Source organism: Pseudomonas sp. App30, from assembly GCF_047947025.1.
In the GTDB taxonomy this organism is placed as follows: Bacteria; Pseudomonadota; Gammaproteobacteria; order Pseudomonadales; family Pseudomonadaceae; genus Aquipseudomonas.
Genome location: NZ_CP133165.1, coordinates 5,086,778 through 5,102,725 on the forward strand (window position 1 = coordinate 5,086,778; position 15,948 = coordinate 5,102,725).

General features: G+C 65.7%; 15 protein-coding genes. 10 read left to right on the forward strand and 5 right to left on the reverse strand.

Annotated features, from left to right (window positions below; genetic code table 11):
- Positions 1 to 6: 6 nt before the first annotated feature.
- The 5 genes from RAM80_RS23500 to RAM80_RS23520 all read left to right on the forward strand — a co-directional run bounded on the left by RAM80_RS23500 (position 7) and on the right by RAM80_RS23520 (position 6,607).
- Positions 7 to 1,284 (forward strand): flavohemoglobin expression-modulating QEGLA motif protein, encoded by a 1,278-nt coding sequence (locus tag RAM80_RS23500; protein ID WP_416422808.1) that lies wholly within the window; start codon positions 7 to 9, stop codon positions 1,282 to 1,284.
- Positions 1,256 to 2,167: an alpha/beta hydrolase gene (locus tag RAM80_RS23505; RefSeq protein WP_416422809.1), complete on the forward strand. Its 912-nt coding sequence runs from the start codon at positions 1,256 to 1,258 to the stop codon at positions 2,165 to 2,167. Before RAM80_RS23500 ends, RAM80_RS23505 begins: the two co-directional genes overlap by 29 nt.
- Complete coding sequence (locus tag RAM80_RS23510) at positions 2,160 to 2,471, forward strand: hypothetical protein (protein WP_416422810.1); 312 nt, start codon at positions 2,160 to 2,162, stop codon at positions 2,469 to 2,471. Before RAM80_RS23505 ends, RAM80_RS23510 begins: the two co-directional genes overlap by 8 nt.
- An 828-nt stretch (positions 2,472 to 3,299) precedes the next feature.
- The gene (locus RAM80_RS23515; protein ID WP_416422811.1) at positions 3,300 to 4,988 is read left to right on the forward strand and encodes a molecular chaperone HscC; all 1,689 of its coding nucleotides are present in this window, start codon (positions 3,300 to 3,302) and stop codon (positions 4,986 to 4,988) included.
- Positions 4,985 to 6,607: a J domain-containing protein gene (locus tag RAM80_RS23520; protein WP_416422812.1), complete on the forward strand. Its 1,623-nt coding sequence runs from the start codon at positions 4,985 to 4,987 to the stop codon at positions 6,605 to 6,607. Before RAM80_RS23515 ends, RAM80_RS23520 begins: the two co-directional genes overlap by 4 nt.
- A gap of 45 nt (positions 6,608 to 6,652) precedes the next feature.
- Here the strand turns inward: RAM80_RS23520 and RAM80_RS23525 are convergent, their stop codons facing one another.
- The 3 genes from RAM80_RS23525 to RAM80_RS23535 form a co-directional block, all read right to left on the reverse strand.
- The gene (locus tag RAM80_RS23525) at positions 6,653 to 7,444 is read right to left on the reverse strand and encodes an OmpA family protein (protein ID WP_416422813.1); all 792 of its coding nucleotides are present in this window, start codon (positions 7,442 to 7,444) and stop codon (positions 6,653 to 6,655) included.
- A gap of 48 nt (positions 7,445 to 7,492) precedes the next feature.
- Positions 7,493 to 7,894 carry a DUF4398 domain-containing protein gene (locus RAM80_RS23530; protein ID WP_416422814.1) on the reverse strand — a complete coding sequence of 134 codons (402 nt, stop codon included), beginning with the start codon at positions 7,892 to 7,894 and terminating at the stop codon, positions 7,493 to 7,495.
- A 337-nt stretch (positions 7,895 to 8,231) separates the two neighbouring features.
- Positions 8,232 to 8,576 (reverse strand): pilin assembly protein, encoded by a 345-nt coding sequence (locus tag RAM80_RS23535; protein WP_416422815.1) that lies wholly within the window; start codon positions 8,574 to 8,576, stop codon positions 8,232 to 8,234.
- Positions 8,577 to 8,774: 198 nt separating this feature from the next.
- Here RAM80_RS23535 and ppc point away from each other — a divergent pair, with 198 nt between their 5' ends.
- From ppc to RAM80_RS23560, 5 genes are all read left to right on the forward strand, one after another.
- Positions 8,775 to 11,423 carry a phosphoenolpyruvate carboxylase gene (gene ppc / locus RAM80_RS23540; RefSeq protein ID WP_416422816.1) on the forward strand — a complete coding sequence of 883 codons (2,649 nt, stop codon included), beginning with the start codon at positions 8,775 to 8,777 and terminating at the stop codon, positions 11,421 to 11,423.
- Positions 11,424 to 11,715: 292 nt separating this feature from the next.
- Positions 11,716 to 12,363 (forward strand): adenylate kinase, encoded by a 648-nt coding sequence (gene adk, locus RAM80_RS23545; protein WP_416422817.1) that lies wholly within the window; start codon positions 11,716 to 11,718, stop codon positions 12,361 to 12,363.
- Between the two features lie 81 nt (positions 12,364 to 12,444).
- On the forward strand, positions 12,445 to 13,119 hold the full coding sequence (gene tsaB, locus RAM80_RS23550; protein ID WP_416422818.1) for a tRNA (adenosine(37)-N6)-threonylcarbamoyltransferase complex dimerization subunit type 1 TsaB: 675 nt from the start codon (positions 12,445 to 12,447) through the stop codon (positions 13,117 to 13,119).
- 163 nt (positions 13,120 to 13,282) lie between these two features.
- Positions 13,283 to 13,576: a hypothetical protein gene (locus tag RAM80_RS23555; RefSeq protein WP_416422819.1), complete on the forward strand. Its 294-nt coding sequence runs from the start codon at positions 13,283 to 13,285 to the stop codon at positions 13,574 to 13,576.
- Positions 13,573 to 14,442 (forward strand): DUF72 domain-containing protein, encoded by an 870-nt coding sequence (locus tag RAM80_RS23560; RefSeq protein ID WP_416427545.1) that lies wholly within the window; start codon positions 13,573 to 13,575, stop codon positions 14,440 to 14,442. The genes RAM80_RS23555 and RAM80_RS23560 overlap by 4 nt, the downstream gene beginning before the upstream one ends.
- A gap of 90 nt (positions 14,443 to 14,532) precedes the next feature.
- On the opposite strand, the gene RAM80_RS23565 is transcribed toward RAM80_RS23560, so the two are convergent.
- Together RAM80_RS23565 and RAM80_RS23570 are read right to left on the reverse strand one after the other, a co-directional pair.
- Positions 14,533 to 14,781: a DUF6124 family protein gene (locus RAM80_RS23565; RefSeq protein ID WP_416422820.1), complete on the reverse strand. Its 249-nt coding sequence runs from the start codon at positions 14,779 to 14,781 to the stop codon at positions 14,533 to 14,535.
- 439 nt (positions 14,782 to 15,220) lie between these two features.
- Complete coding sequence (locus tag RAM80_RS23570; RefSeq protein WP_416422821.1) at positions 15,221 to 15,469, reverse strand: DUF6124 family protein; 249 nt, start codon at positions 15,467 to 15,469, stop codon at positions 15,221 to 15,223.
- Positions 15,470 to 15,948 lie beyond the last annotated feature (479 nt).

Below are 15,948 nucleotides of genomic sequence, written 5' to 3' on the forward strand. Positions count from 1 at the left end.
TCGCCGGTGGACGATTATCAGCAGACGATTCGCGGCCTTTCCGACCGTATCGTGTTGGCCCAGGCACCCATCCGCGTGCTGGACGCGGTGAAATGGGATGACAGCATCCGCCAGGATTTCCTCAAGGCCAAGGGCAAGGCCATGCCCGCCGTGGACCGCGCCTACTACCAGAACCGCCCGCTGTCGTTCGACTCCAGTGCGGTGAAGCTGGAATTCCAGAACATCGAGCGCGACATCACCCGCCAGCTGGGGCAGTTCAACCCGGTGGGCCAGATCATGCGGCGCATGTGCAAGGAATACCGCATGGTGGTGCGCATGCTCGAAGCGCGCGGCACCGAGGATTTCGGCCTGATTTCCCAGGAGCTTTACGGCGCCGCCTCCGATGCCTTCCACGCCGGTGACCCGACCCTGGCCGACCTGGGCCTGATGCTGTCGGACTACCTGAACAACATCGACGGCCGGGGCGACCTCAAGGACGAGCCCAAGACCCTCACCGCCAAGGACGCCGTGGGCATGCTGCAAAGCCGCCTGAACCGCACCTTCGGCGAGGCCGAGGAAACCATCCGGGTGTTCGAGTCCGACGGCATCGTCGCCGACGCCGCGGCAGGCGCCGACTACATCAAGATCCGCAGCGACGCGATGTTCAACGAGCGCGACGTACGCGCCCTGGAAGTGCACGAAGGCCTGGTGCACGTGGGCACCACCCTCAACGGCCTGAACCAGCCGATCTGCACCTTCCTGTCCAAGGGGCCGCCCTCGTCGACCGTGACCCAGGAAGGCCTGGCGATCCTGATGGAAGTGATTGCCTTCGCCTCCTACCCCAGCCGCCTGCGCAAGCTGACCAACCGCACCCGCGCCATCCACATGGTGGAGGAGGGCGCCGACTTCCTGCAGATCTTCGACTTCTTCCGCGAGCAGGGCTTCGGCCTGCCGGAAAGCTACGGCAACGCCAGCCGCGTGTTCCGTGGCTCCACGCCCACCGGCCTGCCCTTCACCAAGGACCTGTCGTACCTGAAGGGCTTCATCATGGTCTACAACTACATCCAGTTGGCGGTGCGCAAGGGCAAGCTGGAGCAGATCCCGCTGCTGTTCTGCGGCAAGACCACCCTGGAAGACATGCGCACCCTGCGCCAGCTGGTGGACGAAGGCCTGGTGACGCCGCCCAAATACCTGCCCGAGCAGTTCCGCGACCTCAACGCGCTGTCGGCGTGGATGTGCTTCTCCAACTTCCTCAACCACCTGAGCCTGGATCGCATTGAAGCGGACTATTCGAACATTCTGTAGCGGCCTGGTGGCGCTGGCGCTGCTGGCCGGTTGCAGCAGCCTGCTGTTCTACCCGGAAAAGGGCCAGCCGTTCGCCCCCGACAAGGCCGGCCTGGCCTACCGCGACGTGACCCTGACCGCCGCCGACGGCACCCGCCTGCACGGCTGGTGGCTGCCGGCCAAGCCTGGCGTGGCGGTGAAAGGCACGGTGCTGCACCTGCACGGCAACGGCGGCAACATGGCCTGGCACCTGGGTGGCAGTTGGTGGTTGCCGGAGCAGGGCTATCAGGTGCTGCTGCTGGACTACCGTGGCTACGGCCTGTCCCAGGGCGAGCCGAGCCTGCCGGCCATCTACCAGGACATCGACGCAGCGTTCAAGTGGCTGGACCAGCAGCCCGAGGTGCAGGGCAAACCCCTGGTGCTGCTGGGCCAGAGCCTGGGCGGCGCCATGGGCGTGCACTACCTGGCCAGCCACCCGCAACAGCTCAAGCGCCTGCAGGCGCTGGTGTTCGACGGCGTGCCGTCGAGCTACCGCGGGGTGGGGCAATTCGCCCTCAGCACTTCGTGGCTGACCTGGCCGCTGCAGGTGCCGTTGTCGTGGCTGGTGCCGGACGGCGACAGCGCGATCTACTCCATCGCGGCGCTCAAGGGCACGCCGATGCTGTTTTACCAGAGCATGGACGACCCCATCGTGCCCCTGGCCAACGGCCTGGAACTGTACAAGCACGCGCCACCCCCGCGGGTGCTGCAACTGACCCGTGGTGGGCACGTGCAGACCTTCGCCGACCCCACCTGGCGTACCGTGATGATCCGCTTCCTGCAAGACCCGCAACACTTCAACGGCCTGCGCCGCCTGGGCGAAGTGCCCAACTACCCCGAACAACAAGAGCCGCCCCATGAGTGACGAACGCAACGCCATCCCGATGATCCTGACCGGCATCGGCAGTATTTTCGTCACTGTTGGGTGCTTGTGGTACTACGGCTACCTGCACTTCGCCAAGCCTGAGGACGCCTTGCTGTTGAGTGACTTCACCATGCTCAAGACCATTCCTGGCGAGGATTACAAGGTCTCGGCTACGCCGGCCAATGAAGTGGCGCAGTGTATTGATGGGGTGTTGGTGTTGTTTGATACCCAGCAGAAGGGTTTGAGTGGGGTGTTGGTCAACAGTCAGAAGCAAGCCGTGCACTGCGCGCAAGCCGCGCCGTAGCCGCTGCCGCTGCCACGCCGCGGACCGCCTTTGATCTTGATCCCGTGCGGCCTTTGATCTTGATTGTGTGCCCCGTAAAGCGCCAGGGCCGACTGGAGGCGTTGACCGAGCGGTCCCTGGCGTAGCCGGGGAAGACGGAACCGGAGGCGCTTCTATTCCGGGCCGTCGTCCGCTTGGGCGACGCCGGAGGGAGGGGACCCGCAGCGAAGCGTAGGGACCAAGCAGGGGCAAGCCTTTTTTGCTTACTTTTTGTGGCGTTTGACAAAAAGTGAGCCGGCGTAAGGCCGGAAAGGTGATTCTGCATCACCCTTGGTATTGGATATGTGCATGGCTTTCGAATCTCGCTTCTGAGGGATTCGGACATATCCATTTTCGCGGTGCGACCACCGACCGTTTCGGCCTTACGCCGAGTAACTTTTTGGCAGTCGCCCCAAAAAGTCACCAAAAAGGGCTTGCCCCTGCTTGGGCCCTACGCTTCGCTACGGGTCCCCTCCTTCCGGCGCCGCTCAACGGGCAGACGGCACCCGCTATAGAAGCCTGCGGGTTACCGTCTCTTCGGCCTGCGGCCTCGGCCCTTCGGGCAGCCCGTTGAGCGACGCCTCCAGTCGGCCCGGGCGCTTTACGGGGCATACAATCAAGATCAAGAGCCAGATCAAAAGCCAGATCAAAATCAAGATCAACGGCCAGATCAAAAGCAGATCAAAAGCAGATCAAAACCGGGCGGCTCCCGCTGTTTCGTGGATTGCGTTACCATTCGGACACATTTTTACATGGTGGCCACCACGGTAGTGCCATCATCGCCTTCCCCGGAAAAGGAGTTCTGCGCCCATGATCGTCGGCATCGACCTTGGCACCACCCACAGCCTGATCGCCGTCTGGCGCGGCGACACCACGGAACTGGTGCCCAACGCCCTGGGCAGCGTGCTCACCCCAAGCGTGGTTGGCCTGGACGACGAAGGCCGGGTGCTGGTGGGGCAGGCCGCGAAAGAGCGCCTGCATACCCATCGCGCCAGGACCGCGGCGCTGTTCAAGCGCCACATGGGCAGCGCCCAGGAAGTACGCCTGGGCGAGCGCCAGTTTCGTCCCGAGGAGCTGTCGGCCCTGGTGCTCAAGAGCCTCAAGGAAGACGTGGAGCGCGCCTTCGGCGAGCCGGTCACCGAGGCGGTGATCAGCGTGCCGGCCTATTTCAGCGACGCCCAGCGCAAGGCCACGCGCATCGCCGGCGAGCTGGCGGGGCTGAAGGTGGACAAGCTGATCAACGAACCCACCGCCGCCGCGCTCGCCTATGGCCTGCACCAGAAGGACAAGGAAACCTCGTTCCTGATCTTCGACCTGGGTGGCGGCACCTTCGACGTGTCGATCCTGGAGCTGTTCGACGGGGTCATGGAGGTGCGCGCCAGCGCCGGTGACAACTTCCTTGGCGGCGAGGATTTCGACAGCCTGCTGGTGGAGCACTTCGTGCGCCAGCACGCCGACCTGCCGCCCCTGGAAAACGTGCGCCAGGCCCTGCGCCGCGAAGCCGAACGGGTGCGCAAGAGCCTGGGCCAGCAGGCCAGCAGCGACTTCGTGCTGCGCCTGGGCGGCCGTGAATGGCTGCACACCATCACCCAGGAGCAGCTCGCCGACCTTTACGCGCCGTTGCTTGAGCGCCTGCGTGCGCCCATCGAGCGCGCCCTGCGCGATGCGCGCATTCGTGTCAGCGACCTTGACGAAGTGCTGCTGGTGGGCGGCACCACGCGCATGCCGCTGGTGCGCAAGCTGGCCGCCGGGCTGTTCGGCCGCTTCCCTTCCATCACCCTCAACCCCGACGAAGTGGTGGCCCACGGCGCTGCCGTGCAGGCTGCGCTGAAGGCGCGTTCGGCGGCGCTGGAAGAGGTGGTGCTCACCGACGTCTGTTCCTACACGCTGGGCATCGAAGTGTCGCAAACCATGGGTCAGCGCCAGGAAGCCGGGCACTACCTGCCCATCATCGAGCGCAACAGCGTGGTGCCGGTCAGCCGGGTGAAGACCGTCAACACCCTCACCGACAACCAGGAACACGTGCTGGTGAAGATCTTCCAGGGCGAGAGCCGCCTGGTGAAGGACAACGTGGCACTGGGCGAACTGGACATCCCGGTGCCCAAGCGCAAGGCCGGCGAAGTGACCCTGGACGTGCGCTTTACCTACGACAACAACGGCATTCTCGAGGCCCAGGTGAGCATCCCGCTGACCGGCGAGCAGCATGCCCTGGTGATCGAGAACAACCCCGGCGTCCTCAGCCCCGAGGAAATCCAGCAGCGCCTGCAGGCCCTGTCGCAGCTCAAGGTGCACCCGCGCGACCAGCAGGTGAACACCGTGCTGGTGGCGCGCCTGGAGCGCCTGTACCAGGAAAGCCTGGGTGACATGCGCCAGCAGATCAACCACTGGGCCAGCCAGTTCCAGCAGGTGCTCGACACCCAGGACGAACGCCAGATTCGCGAAGTGCGCCATGACCTCACCGAGCGCCTGAGCGAAGTCGACCGGGGCCTGTGGCAATGAGCGAGGTCTACCAGGATTGCTGGCAGGTGCTGCAACTGGACGACCAGGCCGACGAGCGCAGCATCAAGCGCCAGTACGCGCGGTTGCTCAAGGTGCACCGCCCCGACGAGGATGCCGAAGCCTTCCAGCGCCTGCGCGAGGCCTACGAACGTGCCCTGCAGCTGGCACGTTGGCGCGATGAAAGCGATGACGATGCGCACGAACAGGACGCCGTGTGGGTACAGCCCCCGGTGCAGGAACACCCCGAGCCAAGCGTGGCCGTGCCGACCATGGCCGTCGTCGAGCCAGCGCCGTCGGCCGACGTGCAGGCCCACGGCCTGCTGCTTGACCTGACCCCGCACAACCTCGCCGAGCGTTGGCAACAGGCGCTGCAACTAGGCTGCGACCAGGCCTTTGAGCAACGCCTGGCCGAACGCTGCCTGGACGCCCCCCACGCCGAGGCGGCGTTGCTGGACTGGGGCATCAGCCAACGCCAGTGGCTCACGCCCTTCCAGCAGGTGCGCCTGACCCCGTCCCAGCAGCAGGCGCTGGTGCGTTCGCTGATGGTGCGCCACTGCCAGGCCCTGGGCCACAGCCTGCAGGCGGGTGACGAGCGGCCGTTCATGGACGCCCTGACCCACTTGGCGCAGCAACCGTGGCTGGCCGCCTTCGACCGGCGCCTGGACCTGCAGGCCATGGTGCTGGAGCTGCTGGACGACGACCCGGACATCAGCGGCGCGCTGTTCGAACGGGTGTGCCGGCTGTTCGGCTGGGACCAGGCCAAGGGCATTATTCCCGAGCCGCAGTGGCGCTGGCACCGCCTGGTGGAGCGTTGTGAGCAGCAGGCCTGGTACCAGCAGCTGCAAGCCATGGCCACCGATACCCGGCAGTCGGCGAGCGCGGCGCAAAAGGCCGCGTTGCTGCTGCTGACGCCGCTCACCCTGTGGCAGCAATACCAGTGGGTGCGCACCTTCGAACACGCCGACTGGCAGGCCTGCCATGACCTGTCGATGAAGTTCGCCTACCAGTACCCGCAACTGCTCGAGCGCCTGCCGTCGGGCGACCCGTTCTTCTGGCGGCGGCTGATGCCGCGGCCGTTCGAGACCCGGCAGCTGCCCAAGGTCTGGGGTGGCGCCATGCTGGTCCTGGCGCTCGGCCATCTGGCCGGCAAGACCAGCCTGCAGGGCTGGTGGGAACAGGTGGTGGCCAGCGCGTTCGTGAGCTTGATCGTGGTGTGGATCGTGCGCTTCGTCATGGGCCTGTGGGCGCGCTTCAGCCATGAACTGCTGGCCCCCGACCTGTGGCTGAGCGGGTGGCTGCCCAAGCGCCTGGACCCGCAACGTCAGGCGCTGCTGATCCGCCATGGCGTGCCGTGGCTGGCGGTGACGGGCTGGGTGGGGCTGAACCTGGGAATACTGGGAGTGGCGGGGTGGCTGGCGCTGAGCGTGCGCCAATGGCTCAAGCCGGATGCCGAGGCCTTGGCCCCGGATTGGCGCAAGCCGTGGCAGGCGGTGGTGCGGGTGTTCGACTGGGATACCTGGCAGTGGGTGACGGCGCTGGTGATGATCGCCGTGATTGCCAGCGCCCAGTTGCTGCACCCGGGCTTCCCGTTGACCACGGGTTTCACGCCCAAGCCCTGACGGGCCGGCTGGCAGGCGCCAGGGGCGCCGCCAGCCTTGCCAGCGTCAGTTGCTGGAGCTGACCGAGTTGCGCGGGGCAATCGGCTGGTTGTCGTTGGAAATGGTCACTTCCACGCGACGGTTCATGGCCCGGCCCGAGACGCTGCCGTTGTCGGCCACCGGGTATTCCTTGCCGTAACCCTGGGACACCACGCGGCTTGGGTCTACGCCCATTTTCACCAGCGCGGTGCTCACCGAACCGGCGCGGCGGTCGGACAGGCTCTGGTTGTAGGCCGCCGAACCGGTGCTGTCGGTGTAGCCCTCGACGATCACCTTGCGGTCAGGGTTTTCCTGGAGGAATTGCGCCAGCTTGTTCACGTTCACCAGGCCGCTGGACTTCAGCCCGGCCTTGTTCACGTCGAACAGCACGTCGCCGAAGGTGACCACGGTGCCGCGGTCGGTCTGCTTGGCGTTGAGGCTGTCCTGCAGTTTCTTGATCTGCGCGTCACGGGCATCCAGGCGCGCCTGGGTGCGCTGGGCCGCGGCGTTCTTCAGGTTGGCCTCGGCAGTGCGCAGGGCGATGGTCTGCTTGGCCAGCTCCACGCGCTGGTTGGTCAGGTAGGCCAACTGGTCCACATCGCGGCTGTCGTCATGGTTGAGGAAGGCCTTGTCGGCCTTGTCCATGTAGTCCGAGGCGTCCTTGGTTTCCAGCGCTGCCACCTGGCTGGCCTGCGGGTTGCTTTGCAGGGCCTGGAAGTTGCTGCGGGCCGACTCAAGGTTGGGGTTGGGTTTGGTGGCGCAGGCGGCCAGGGCAACGCTGGCGGCCAGCAGGGCAGGGATCATCAAATGTTTACGCATGGTGTTCATCCTTTAATCGAATACGGGTGACGACGGCTGGGCCACGGCTCACGGCTGCTGCGTATTGCGCATGCCTTCTTCACGCACGTCCTGGACCCCTGCACGGGCATCCTGCACGGCCTTCTGCGCCTTGGCGGCCTGGGCCTTGCGTTCGGCCACGCGGGCGTCCCACTCGGCCTGTTCGGCGAGCATCCGCGCTTCGGTGTAGTGCTTGTCATGCATGGCCATCTCGGCCTGCTTGAACTTGTCCTGGGCGGACTTCATTTCCACTGCGGCGTACTCGGTGCCGCCGGCGCTGACCGCGCTGTTCACCGCCGATTGGGTGACCGCGTACTGCTCGGTAGGGGGCTTGCCTGCGCAACCGGCGAGGATGAAGCTGGTGCCGATGGCCAGGGCCGCCAGTTTCAGCCCACGCAGGTGATTGAGAGGTTTGGCTGTGCTGGTATTCATGGTGTCAACTCCATTGGAAAACTCCTGAAAAACTTCACCCATGACAGATCTTCCTTGCGGGCCCCAACTGCTAGGCCTGAGCCACATGATCGAAGGGTCTTCTGTGATGGCTTATTGGTTCGGACCGAACCGATTTTTAATTGGTTCACTCGAATTTGGTGAAGATCAGGAAATTCCTGACGCAGCAGACAGGATGCTTTCACCTGCCGCGCAAACCCCGTAGCCGCTGCCGAAGGCTGCGCTGGCCATAAGCCTCACAGGAGAGGTGCAGTGTGGGGAAGGGCCCGCGCAGCCTGGCGGCAGCGGCTACAGGCTGCCCCGGATGCGCGGGAGAGCGTCAGTGCTGCGGTTCGTCGGCCTTGGCCGCCAGATCATGCAGGTAGCGCCGCGACAGCGCCAGAAAACGCGGGGTAGGGCCGACATCTTCGTACAACGGGTCGCCTTCCTCGTCGGTAGCGATCACCTTCTGCCCCTTGATATACGGGAAGCTGGTTTCCAGTTCTTCCAGGGCTGCGCCAATCAACTCGCCCAGCAGTTCCTCGGGGTGGTGCTTGGGGTACATCTCGGTGATGGCCGCCAGGCGCGCCGCCGATTCCATGTCCAGCTGAATGTTGTAGCGGGTGGGGCTCAGGCGGCCCTTGGCGTTCTGTTCCCAGTGTTGTGCAAGCTCGCGGATTTTCATGTCGACCTCTTTCATCAGTCCATAGGTTGAGCGTAGCCCCGATCGGCCTTTTGAACATGGCCGGTCAATGCCCTTGTCAGAACCGAGCCCGCTGTGCACTCTTGGGGATAGAGCGGTTTTTCCTGTGCTTGTTCACTCGCATGGCCACAAACCCCCGCGATGGACGGCACGCCAAGAACAATCAAGGAGACTGTGCCAATGACCGAGATCGATGCGCGCCTGCGCGAAGATGTTCACCTGTTGGGCGAGTTGCTCGGCAACACCATTCGCGAGCAATACGGCGAGGCGTTCCTGGACACCATCGAGCGCATCCGCGCCGACGCCAAGGCCGACCGCCGCAGTGGCCCCGACAGCGGCAAGACCGCCACCGAACAACTGAGCTCGCGCCTCAACGACCTCGACGAGCAGGAACTGCTGCCCGTGGCACGGGCCTTCAACCAGTTCCTCAACCTGGCCAACATCGCCGAGCAGTACCAGCTGATCCGCCGCCGCGACGACGACCAGCCGCCGCCGTTCGAGAACGTGGTGCTGCCGCAACTGCTCGAACGCCTCAAGCAGGCCGGCCACAGTGGCGAATCCCTGGCCCGCCAGGTGGGGCGCCTGGACATCGAACTGGTGCTGACCGCGCACCCCACCGAGGTGGCGCGCCGCACGCTGATCCAGAAATACGACGCCATTGCCGCGCAACTGGCCGCCCAGGACCACCGCGACCTCACCGCTGCCGAGCGCGAGGGCATCCGCCAGCGCCTGCAGCGGCTGATCGCCGAGGCCTGGCACACCGAGGAAATCCGCCGCACCCGGCCCACGCCGGTGGACGAGGCCAAGTGGGGCTTCGCGGTCATTGAGCACTCGCTGTGGCACGCCATTCCGCACCACCTGCGCAAGGTCGACCAGGCGCTGCACGCCGCCACCGGCCTGCACCTGCCGCTGGAGGCGGCGCCTGTGCGCTTCGCCTCATGGATGGGCGGCGACCGCGATGGCAACCCCAACGTCACCGCGCCGGTCACCCGCGAAGTGTTGCTGCTGGCGCGCTGGATGGCCGCCGACCTGTTCCTGCGCGACGTCGACCACCTGGCCGGCGAGCTGTCCATGCAGCAGGCCAGCGCCGCCCTGCGCGAAGCCGTGGGCGACACCGCCGAGCCCTACCGCACCCTGCTCAAGCAACTGCGCGAGCGCCTGCGCGCCACCCGCAATTGGGCCCACGCCTCGCTGGCCCAGCCGCAGCCGGCCAGCGCCGAGGTGCTGAGCAACAACCGCGAACTGCTGGAACCGCTGCAGTTGTGCTTCCAGTCCCTGCACGAATGCGGCATGGGCGTGATCGCCGACGGCCCGTTGCTGGATTGCCTGCGCCGCGCGGTTACCTTCGGCCTGTTCCTGGTGCGCCTGGACGTGCGCCAGGACTCGGCCCGGCACACCGCGGCCATGAGTGAGATCACCGACTACCTGGGCCTGGGCCGCTACGCCGACTGGGACGAAGAGGCGCGCATCACCTTCCTGCTGCACGAGCTGGGCAACCGCCGGCCGCTGCTGCCGGCGCATTTCAAGCCGGCGGCGGAAACCGCCGAAGTGCTGGCCACCTGCCGGGAAATCGCGGCGGCCCCGGCGGCCTCCCTGGGCTCCTACGTGATCTCCATGGCCGGCGCCGCCTCCGACGTGCTGGCCGTGCAACTGCTGCTCAAGGAAGCCGGGGTACTGCGGCCCATGCGCGTGGTGCCGCTGTTCGAGACCCTGGCCGACCTGGACAACGCCGGCCCGGTGATCGAGCGCCTGCTGCACCTGCCCGGCTACCGCACGCGCCTGCACGGCCCGCAGGAGGTGATGATCGGCTACTCCGACTCGGCCAAGGACGCCGGCACCACCGCCGCCGCCTGGGCCCAGTACCGCGCGCAGGAAAACCTGGTGCGCATCTGCCACGCGCAGAACGTCGAGCTGGTGCTGTTCCACGGCCGCGGCGGCACCGTGGGCCGTGGCGGCGGCCCGGCCCACGCGGCCATCCTGTCGCAGCCCCCGGGGTCGGTGAACGGCCGCTTCCGCACCACCGAACAGGGCGAGATGATCCGCTTCAAGTTCGGCCTGCCGGACATCGCCGAGCAGAACCTCAACCTCTACCTGGCCGCCGTGCTGGAGGCCACGCTGCTGCCGCCACCGCCACCGGAGCCGGCCTGGCGCGCGCTGATGGACGAACTGGCCGCCGACGGCGTCAAGGCCTACCGCGACGTGGTGCGCGAGAACCCGCAGTTCGTCGAGTACTTCCGCCAGTCCACCCCCGAACAGGAGCTGGGCCGCCTGCCCCTGGGCAGTCGCCCGGCCAAGCGCCGCCAGGGCGGCATCGAGAGCCTGCGGGCCATCCCGTGGATCTTCGGCTGGACCCAGACGCGGCTGATGCTGCCAGCCTGGCTGGGCTGGGAAGCGGCCCTGAACAAGGCCCTGGAGCGCGGCGAAGGGCCGCTGCTGGCGACCATGCGCGAGCAGTGGCCGTTCTTCCGCACGCGCATCGACATGCTGGAAATGGTGCTGGCCAAGGCCGACGCCGACATCGCCCGTTTCTATGACGAACGCCTGGTGCAGGATTCCCTGAAACCCCTGGGGGTGAGCCTGCGCGACCTATTGTCGCAGGCGTGCAAGGTGGTGCTCGGCCTCACCGGCCAAACCCAGTTGCTGGCCCACAGCCCCGAGACGCTGAAATTCATCAGCCTGCGCAACACCTACCTCGACCCGCTGCACCTGCTGCAGGCCGAGCTGCTGGCCCGTTCGCGCAGCCAGGAGGCGGCGCAGGACAGCCCTCTGGAACAGGCGTTGCTGGTCACCGTGGCGGGTATTGCCGCCGGTCTGCGCAACACCGGCTGAGGCTGGCGCAGGTGCCCTGGCGCGTCCACTATCTGTGGGGGGAGCGCGCCAGGCGGCGGCCCCGGCTGGCAACCGGTCACGGTTGCACCGGGCGCCACCTTCCGGGGGCGTGCGCATGGGACGCAGGTTGTTCCTGCTTTGGACGGCTTGTGTGGCTTTGAGCCGCTGTGTATCTTGGTCAGCCTTTTGGCCGTTTTTGTGGCCACCAACCGATTTTGGGATTGGCTTCAGGCAGTTAGCTGCGCTGGGGCGGGTCTGACGATTTCCATATAAAAAGTTGAGGAGCATATCGATGCGCGTGATTCTGCTGGGAGCTCCCGGGGCCGGCAAAGGTACTCAGGCAAAGTTCATCACCGAAAAGTTCGGTATTCCGCAAATCTCCACCGGCGACATGCTGCGTGCCGCCGTTAAAGCCGGCACCGAGCTGGGCATCAAGGCCAAGAGCGTGATGGACGCCGGCGGCCTGGTCTCCGACGACCTGATCATCGCCCTGGTCAAAGAGCGTATTGCCCAGGCCGACTGCGCCAACGGCTTCCTCTTCGACGGCTTCCCGCGCACCATTCCCCAGGCCGAAGCCCTGGTGAGCGCAGGCGTTGAGCTGGACCACGTGGTTGAGATCGCGGTCAAGGACGAAGAAATCGTCCAGCGTATCGCCGGCCGCCGTGTCCACGAAGGCTCGGGCCGCGTCTACCACATCGTCTACAACCCGCCGAAAGTGGCTGGCAAGGACGACGAGACCGGTGAAGAGCTGGTCCAGCGCAAGGACGATACCGAAGAGACCGTGCGTCATCGCCTGTCCGTGTACCACGCGCAGACCGAGCCGCTGGTGGCCTTCTACCAGAAGCTGTCCGCTGCCCAAGGCAAGCCGGTCTACAGCCACATCGAAGGCGTGGGTTCGGTAGACTCCATCACCGCCAAGGTGCTGGCTGCCCTGAGCTGATCGAATCATTCGATCACCGACGGCCCGCTTGCGGGCCGTTGACGTTTATAATGCTGCACTTTTTTCTGATGGATTCGCGCAATGACCACCTTGCTGGCCCTGGATACCGCTACCGAAGCCTGCTCTGTCGCCCTGCTGCATGATGGCAAGGTGCTGAGCCACTACGAGGTCATCCCGCGCCTGCACGCGCAAAAGCTGCTGCCCATGATCCAGGCGCTGCTGGGCGAGGCGGGCATTGGCCTGTCGGCCGTGGACGCCATCGCCTTTGGCCGTGGCCCGGGCGCCTTTACCGGCGTGCGCATCGCCATTGGCGTGGTCCAGGGCCTGGCCTTCGGCCTCGACCGTCCGGTGCTGCCGGTGTCCAACCTGGCCCTGCTGGCCCAGCGCGCGCTGCGTGAACAGGGCGCCCGGCAGGTAGCCGCGGCCATCGACGCGCGCATGGACGAGGTGTACTGGGGTTGCTACCAGGCCGACGGCGGCGAAATGAAGCTGGTGGGCGCCGAGGCGGTGCTGGCACCCGAGTTGGTGACGCTGCCGGCCGGTGCCCAGGGCGACTGGTACGGCGCCGGCACGGGCTGGGGCTACGGCGAGCGCTTGGCCGTGAAAGCGTCGGCCTGCGACGCCACGCTGCTGCCGCACGCGCTGGACCTGCTGACCCTGGCGCAAGGTGGCTGGGCCCGTGGCGAGGCCGTTGCCGCCGACCTGGCGCAGCCGGTGTACCTGCGTGACAAAGTGGCCACGCCAAAAGCTCGTTGACCGACGAATGGCGCCGCTAACTGTTGGTTTTACCGGCAGTTCATCGGGTATCTGCGGCATAGATGAAACCTTTTGCGCGAACTGTGCTCTAGTTATCACTAGGGCATTTGCTTACCCGCATCAGTGCCGCTAAATTGCCATCATTGGTCCAGAGTAAGCAGTCATGCGCGTAGACGGTTTTTCGTCGAGTTCCTACCCAGTCAAACGCAAGCCCCGCAAGGCGCTGGCGCAGGCCGATGACGCCGAAGACCTGGAAGGCGACTTCGAGGTGCAGCCGTCTGCCCAGCGCAGCGCCCCACGTGGCGGCGCAGTCAGCAACCTGCCGGCGCGCCCGCAGGACATGATCTTCCACCGCTCCATGAGCCGCCGGGTGGCCACCGCCCTGAGCAGCTACCTCACCACCGCCACCTTCGTGGAGTGGGACGCGGACGTGCTGGGGCTGGACGTTCATATCTGACTGTGTCCCTGCTGCCGTACTACCTCGGTTGTCCTTCCTGGAGCGAGCTGGCCTGGCGCGACCACCTGTACCCGGCGGATGCCAAGCCTACTGAATTCCTGCAGCTGTACGGCCAGGTCTTCAACGCTGTGGAAGGCAATACCACCTTCTATGCCCAGCCTGCCCCCGCCACCGTAGCGAAGTGGGCCGCCAGCATGCCCGAACACCTGCGCTTCACCGCCAAGTTCCCGCGGGAAATCAGCCACGGCGGCGACCTGCGCGACCTGCTGCCCGCCGCTGAATCCTTCGTGCAACTGCTCAAGCCCCTGGGCGGCCGCGTGGCGCCATTCTGGCTGCAACTGCCGGCCACCTTCGGCCCGCAGCGCCTGGCCGAACTGGTGGCGTTCATCGACGAGTTGCAGCAGCCGGTGGCCGTGGAAGTGCGCCACCCGGCGTTCTTTGCCCGGGGTGACGAGGAGCGGGTGCTCAACCGCCTGCTGATGGGGCGCCAGGTGGAGCGTATTTGCCTGGACCCGCGCGCACTGTTCAGCTGCACCGACCAGAGCGCCGCCGTGCTTGACGCCCAGGCGAAGAAACCCAAGGTGCCACCGCGGCCCACGGCGTTCAGCCAGTGCCCGCAGGTGCGTTTCATCGGCCACCCGAACCTGCCGGCAAATGACAGCTTCCTGGTGCCCTGGGTGGGCAAGGTCGCCGAATGGATCGAGGAAGGGCGCACGCCCTACATCTTCCTGCACACTTCCGACAACCACCGCGCGCCCCTGCTGGCGCGGCGCTTCCATGAACAGCTGATGCAGCGCCTGCCTGGCCTGCCGGCCCTGCCCGAACACCCGCGCGAGCCGGTGGCGGAGCAATTGGGCCTGCTGTAACCGCTCGTTTTTCCGTAGCAGTGGCCACAGGCCGCGTCCCAAACGCAACACGCGGTGTGGCCGGACGCAGCCTTCGGCAGCTGCTACGGGTTATGGGTGTTCGGGGTTGAGGCCTTCGATGGCCGCGTTTACCAGGGGCCGGGCCATTTCCACCAGGTGGTACACCGCCATGCCTTGATGGCGTTCGTGGCCGTGAAGGCCGTCGGCGTGTTCGTAGGCAGTGCTGGCGATGCAGTCGAGCAGGTGCGCGGCGTGCATCAGGACTTCTTCGGTGGGGAGGCTGGGGTGGACGGTGAAGATGGGTTGGTTTTTCGGTGGGGCGGGCACTAAATCTGACATATCAACTTCCTATTGATGAGTTGGCGCTGCCAGTATTCGGTCTCACACGAATGGTGGCGGCTGCGTACAGGGTGAGAGCACCGGTCAATAGGCAACCCGGCCAGACAAAGTCTGCCCGTACACAACCGCCGTAGACAGTTTGCAGAGGTTTTCAGACCCGTGCAAAACAGTTTCTGTGCGTGTGCAACCTAATGACCATTCGGGCTCTCACACCCGGTCACTGATGTGATGCAGCGCCTGCCCGGCCTGCCGGCCCTGCCCGAACACCCGCGCGAACCGGTGGCGGAGCAATTGGGCCTGCTGTAACGCAACACGCGGTGTGGCCGGACGCAGCCTTCGGCAGCTGCTACATCCTGTGGGAGCTGGCTTGCCAGCGAGCTGTTGGGGCCATAAAAGCTCGCTGGCAAGCCAGCTCCCACAAGACAGTTGCTGCTACGGGTTATGGGTGTTCGGGGTTGAGGCCTTCGATGGCCGCGTTTACCAGGGGCCGGGCCATTTCCACCAGGTGGTACACCGCCATGCCTTGATGGCGTTCGCGGCCGTGGAGGCCGTCAGCGTGTTCGTAGGCGGTGCTGGCGATGCAGTCGAGCAGGTGCGCGGCGTGCATCAGGACTTCTTCGGTGGGGAGGCTGGGGTGGACGGTGAAGAGGGGTTGGTTTTTCGGTGGGGCGGGCACTAAATCAGACATTATGTGATCTCGATTGGGGTTTGATGTCCGCCACATTCGCTCTCACACGATTAGGTGGCGGCCGTGCACGGGGTGAGAGCACCGGTAAAACCCCAACCCGGCCAAGCGTGAGCTTGCCCGTACACTGCCGCCATAGAGCATATTGCAGGCGAACAGGCGCCTTGCAAAGCTGTTTGGAGCTTCGTTGGGGTTCATCGGTGCGGGCTCTCACACCCGGTCACTGATGTGCAGTGACGGGGGTAACCTATCCCTGCGGGGGATGAGGTACAACCGTGGGGTTGTTTCAAAAGCTGTCGGCCGGAGGATTTGGGCGGTGCATGTCTTGAGGGTGTTGCTGCCCTTGAGATCGCCCGCCGCCCGCGCGGCGCATCGCGGGCAAGCCCGGCTCCTACATCTGTTTCGGGCCGGTTATGCCAGTGCCATCTGAAGGTCCGCCTTGTTTGTTCGCTGCCGATCTGCGGTGGTGCCATCCAGGCGGT

Excerpts from the sequence above, each read along its gene's own strand:
- RAM80_RS23510 (WP_416422810.1), top strand. The coding sequence starts at position 2,160 with ATGAGTGACGAACGCAACGCCATCCCGATGATCCTGACCGGCATCGGC.
- RAM80_RS23515 (WP_416422811.1), top strand. The coding sequence starts at position 3,300 with ATGATCGTCGGCATCGACCTTGGCACCACCCACAGCCTGATCGCCGTC.
- RAM80_RS23520 (WP_416422812.1), top strand. The coding sequence starts at position 4,985 with ATGAGCGAGGTCTACCAGGATTGCTGGCAGGTGCTGCAACTGGACGAC.
- RAM80_RS23525 (WP_416422813.1), bottom strand. The coding sequence starts at position 7,444 with ATGCGTAAACATTTGATGATCCCTGCCCTGCTGGCCGCCAGCGTTGCC.
- RAM80_RS23530 (WP_416422814.1), bottom strand. The coding sequence starts at position 7,894 with ATGAATACCAGCACAGCCAAACCTCTCAATCACCTGCGTGGGCTGAAA.
- RAM80_RS23535 (WP_416422815.1), bottom strand. The coding sequence starts at position 8,576 with ATGAAAATCCGCGAGCTTGCACAACACTGGGAACAGAACGCCAAGGGC.
- ppc (WP_416422816.1), top strand. The coding sequence starts at position 8,775 with ATGACCGAGATCGATGCGCGCCTGCGCGAAGATGTTCACCTGTTGGGC.
- adk (WP_416422817.1), top strand. The coding sequence starts at position 11,716 with ATGCGCGTGATTCTGCTGGGAGCTCCCGGGGCCGGCAAAGGTACTCAG.
- tsaB (WP_416422818.1), top strand. The coding sequence starts at position 12,445 with ATGACCACCTTGCTGGCCCTGGATACCGCTACCGAAGCCTGCTCTGTC.
- RAM80_RS23555 (WP_416422819.1), top strand. The coding sequence starts at position 13,283 with ATGCGCGTAGACGGTTTTTCGTCGAGTTCCTACCCAGTCAAACGCAAG.
- RAM80_RS23565 (WP_416422820.1), bottom strand. The coding sequence starts at position 14,781 with ATGTCAGATTTAGTGCCCGCCCCACCGAAAAACCAACCCATCTTCACC.
- RAM80_RS23570 (WP_416422821.1), bottom strand. The coding sequence starts at position 15,469 with ATGTCTGATTTAGTGCCCGCCCCACCGAAAAACCAACCCCTCTTCACC.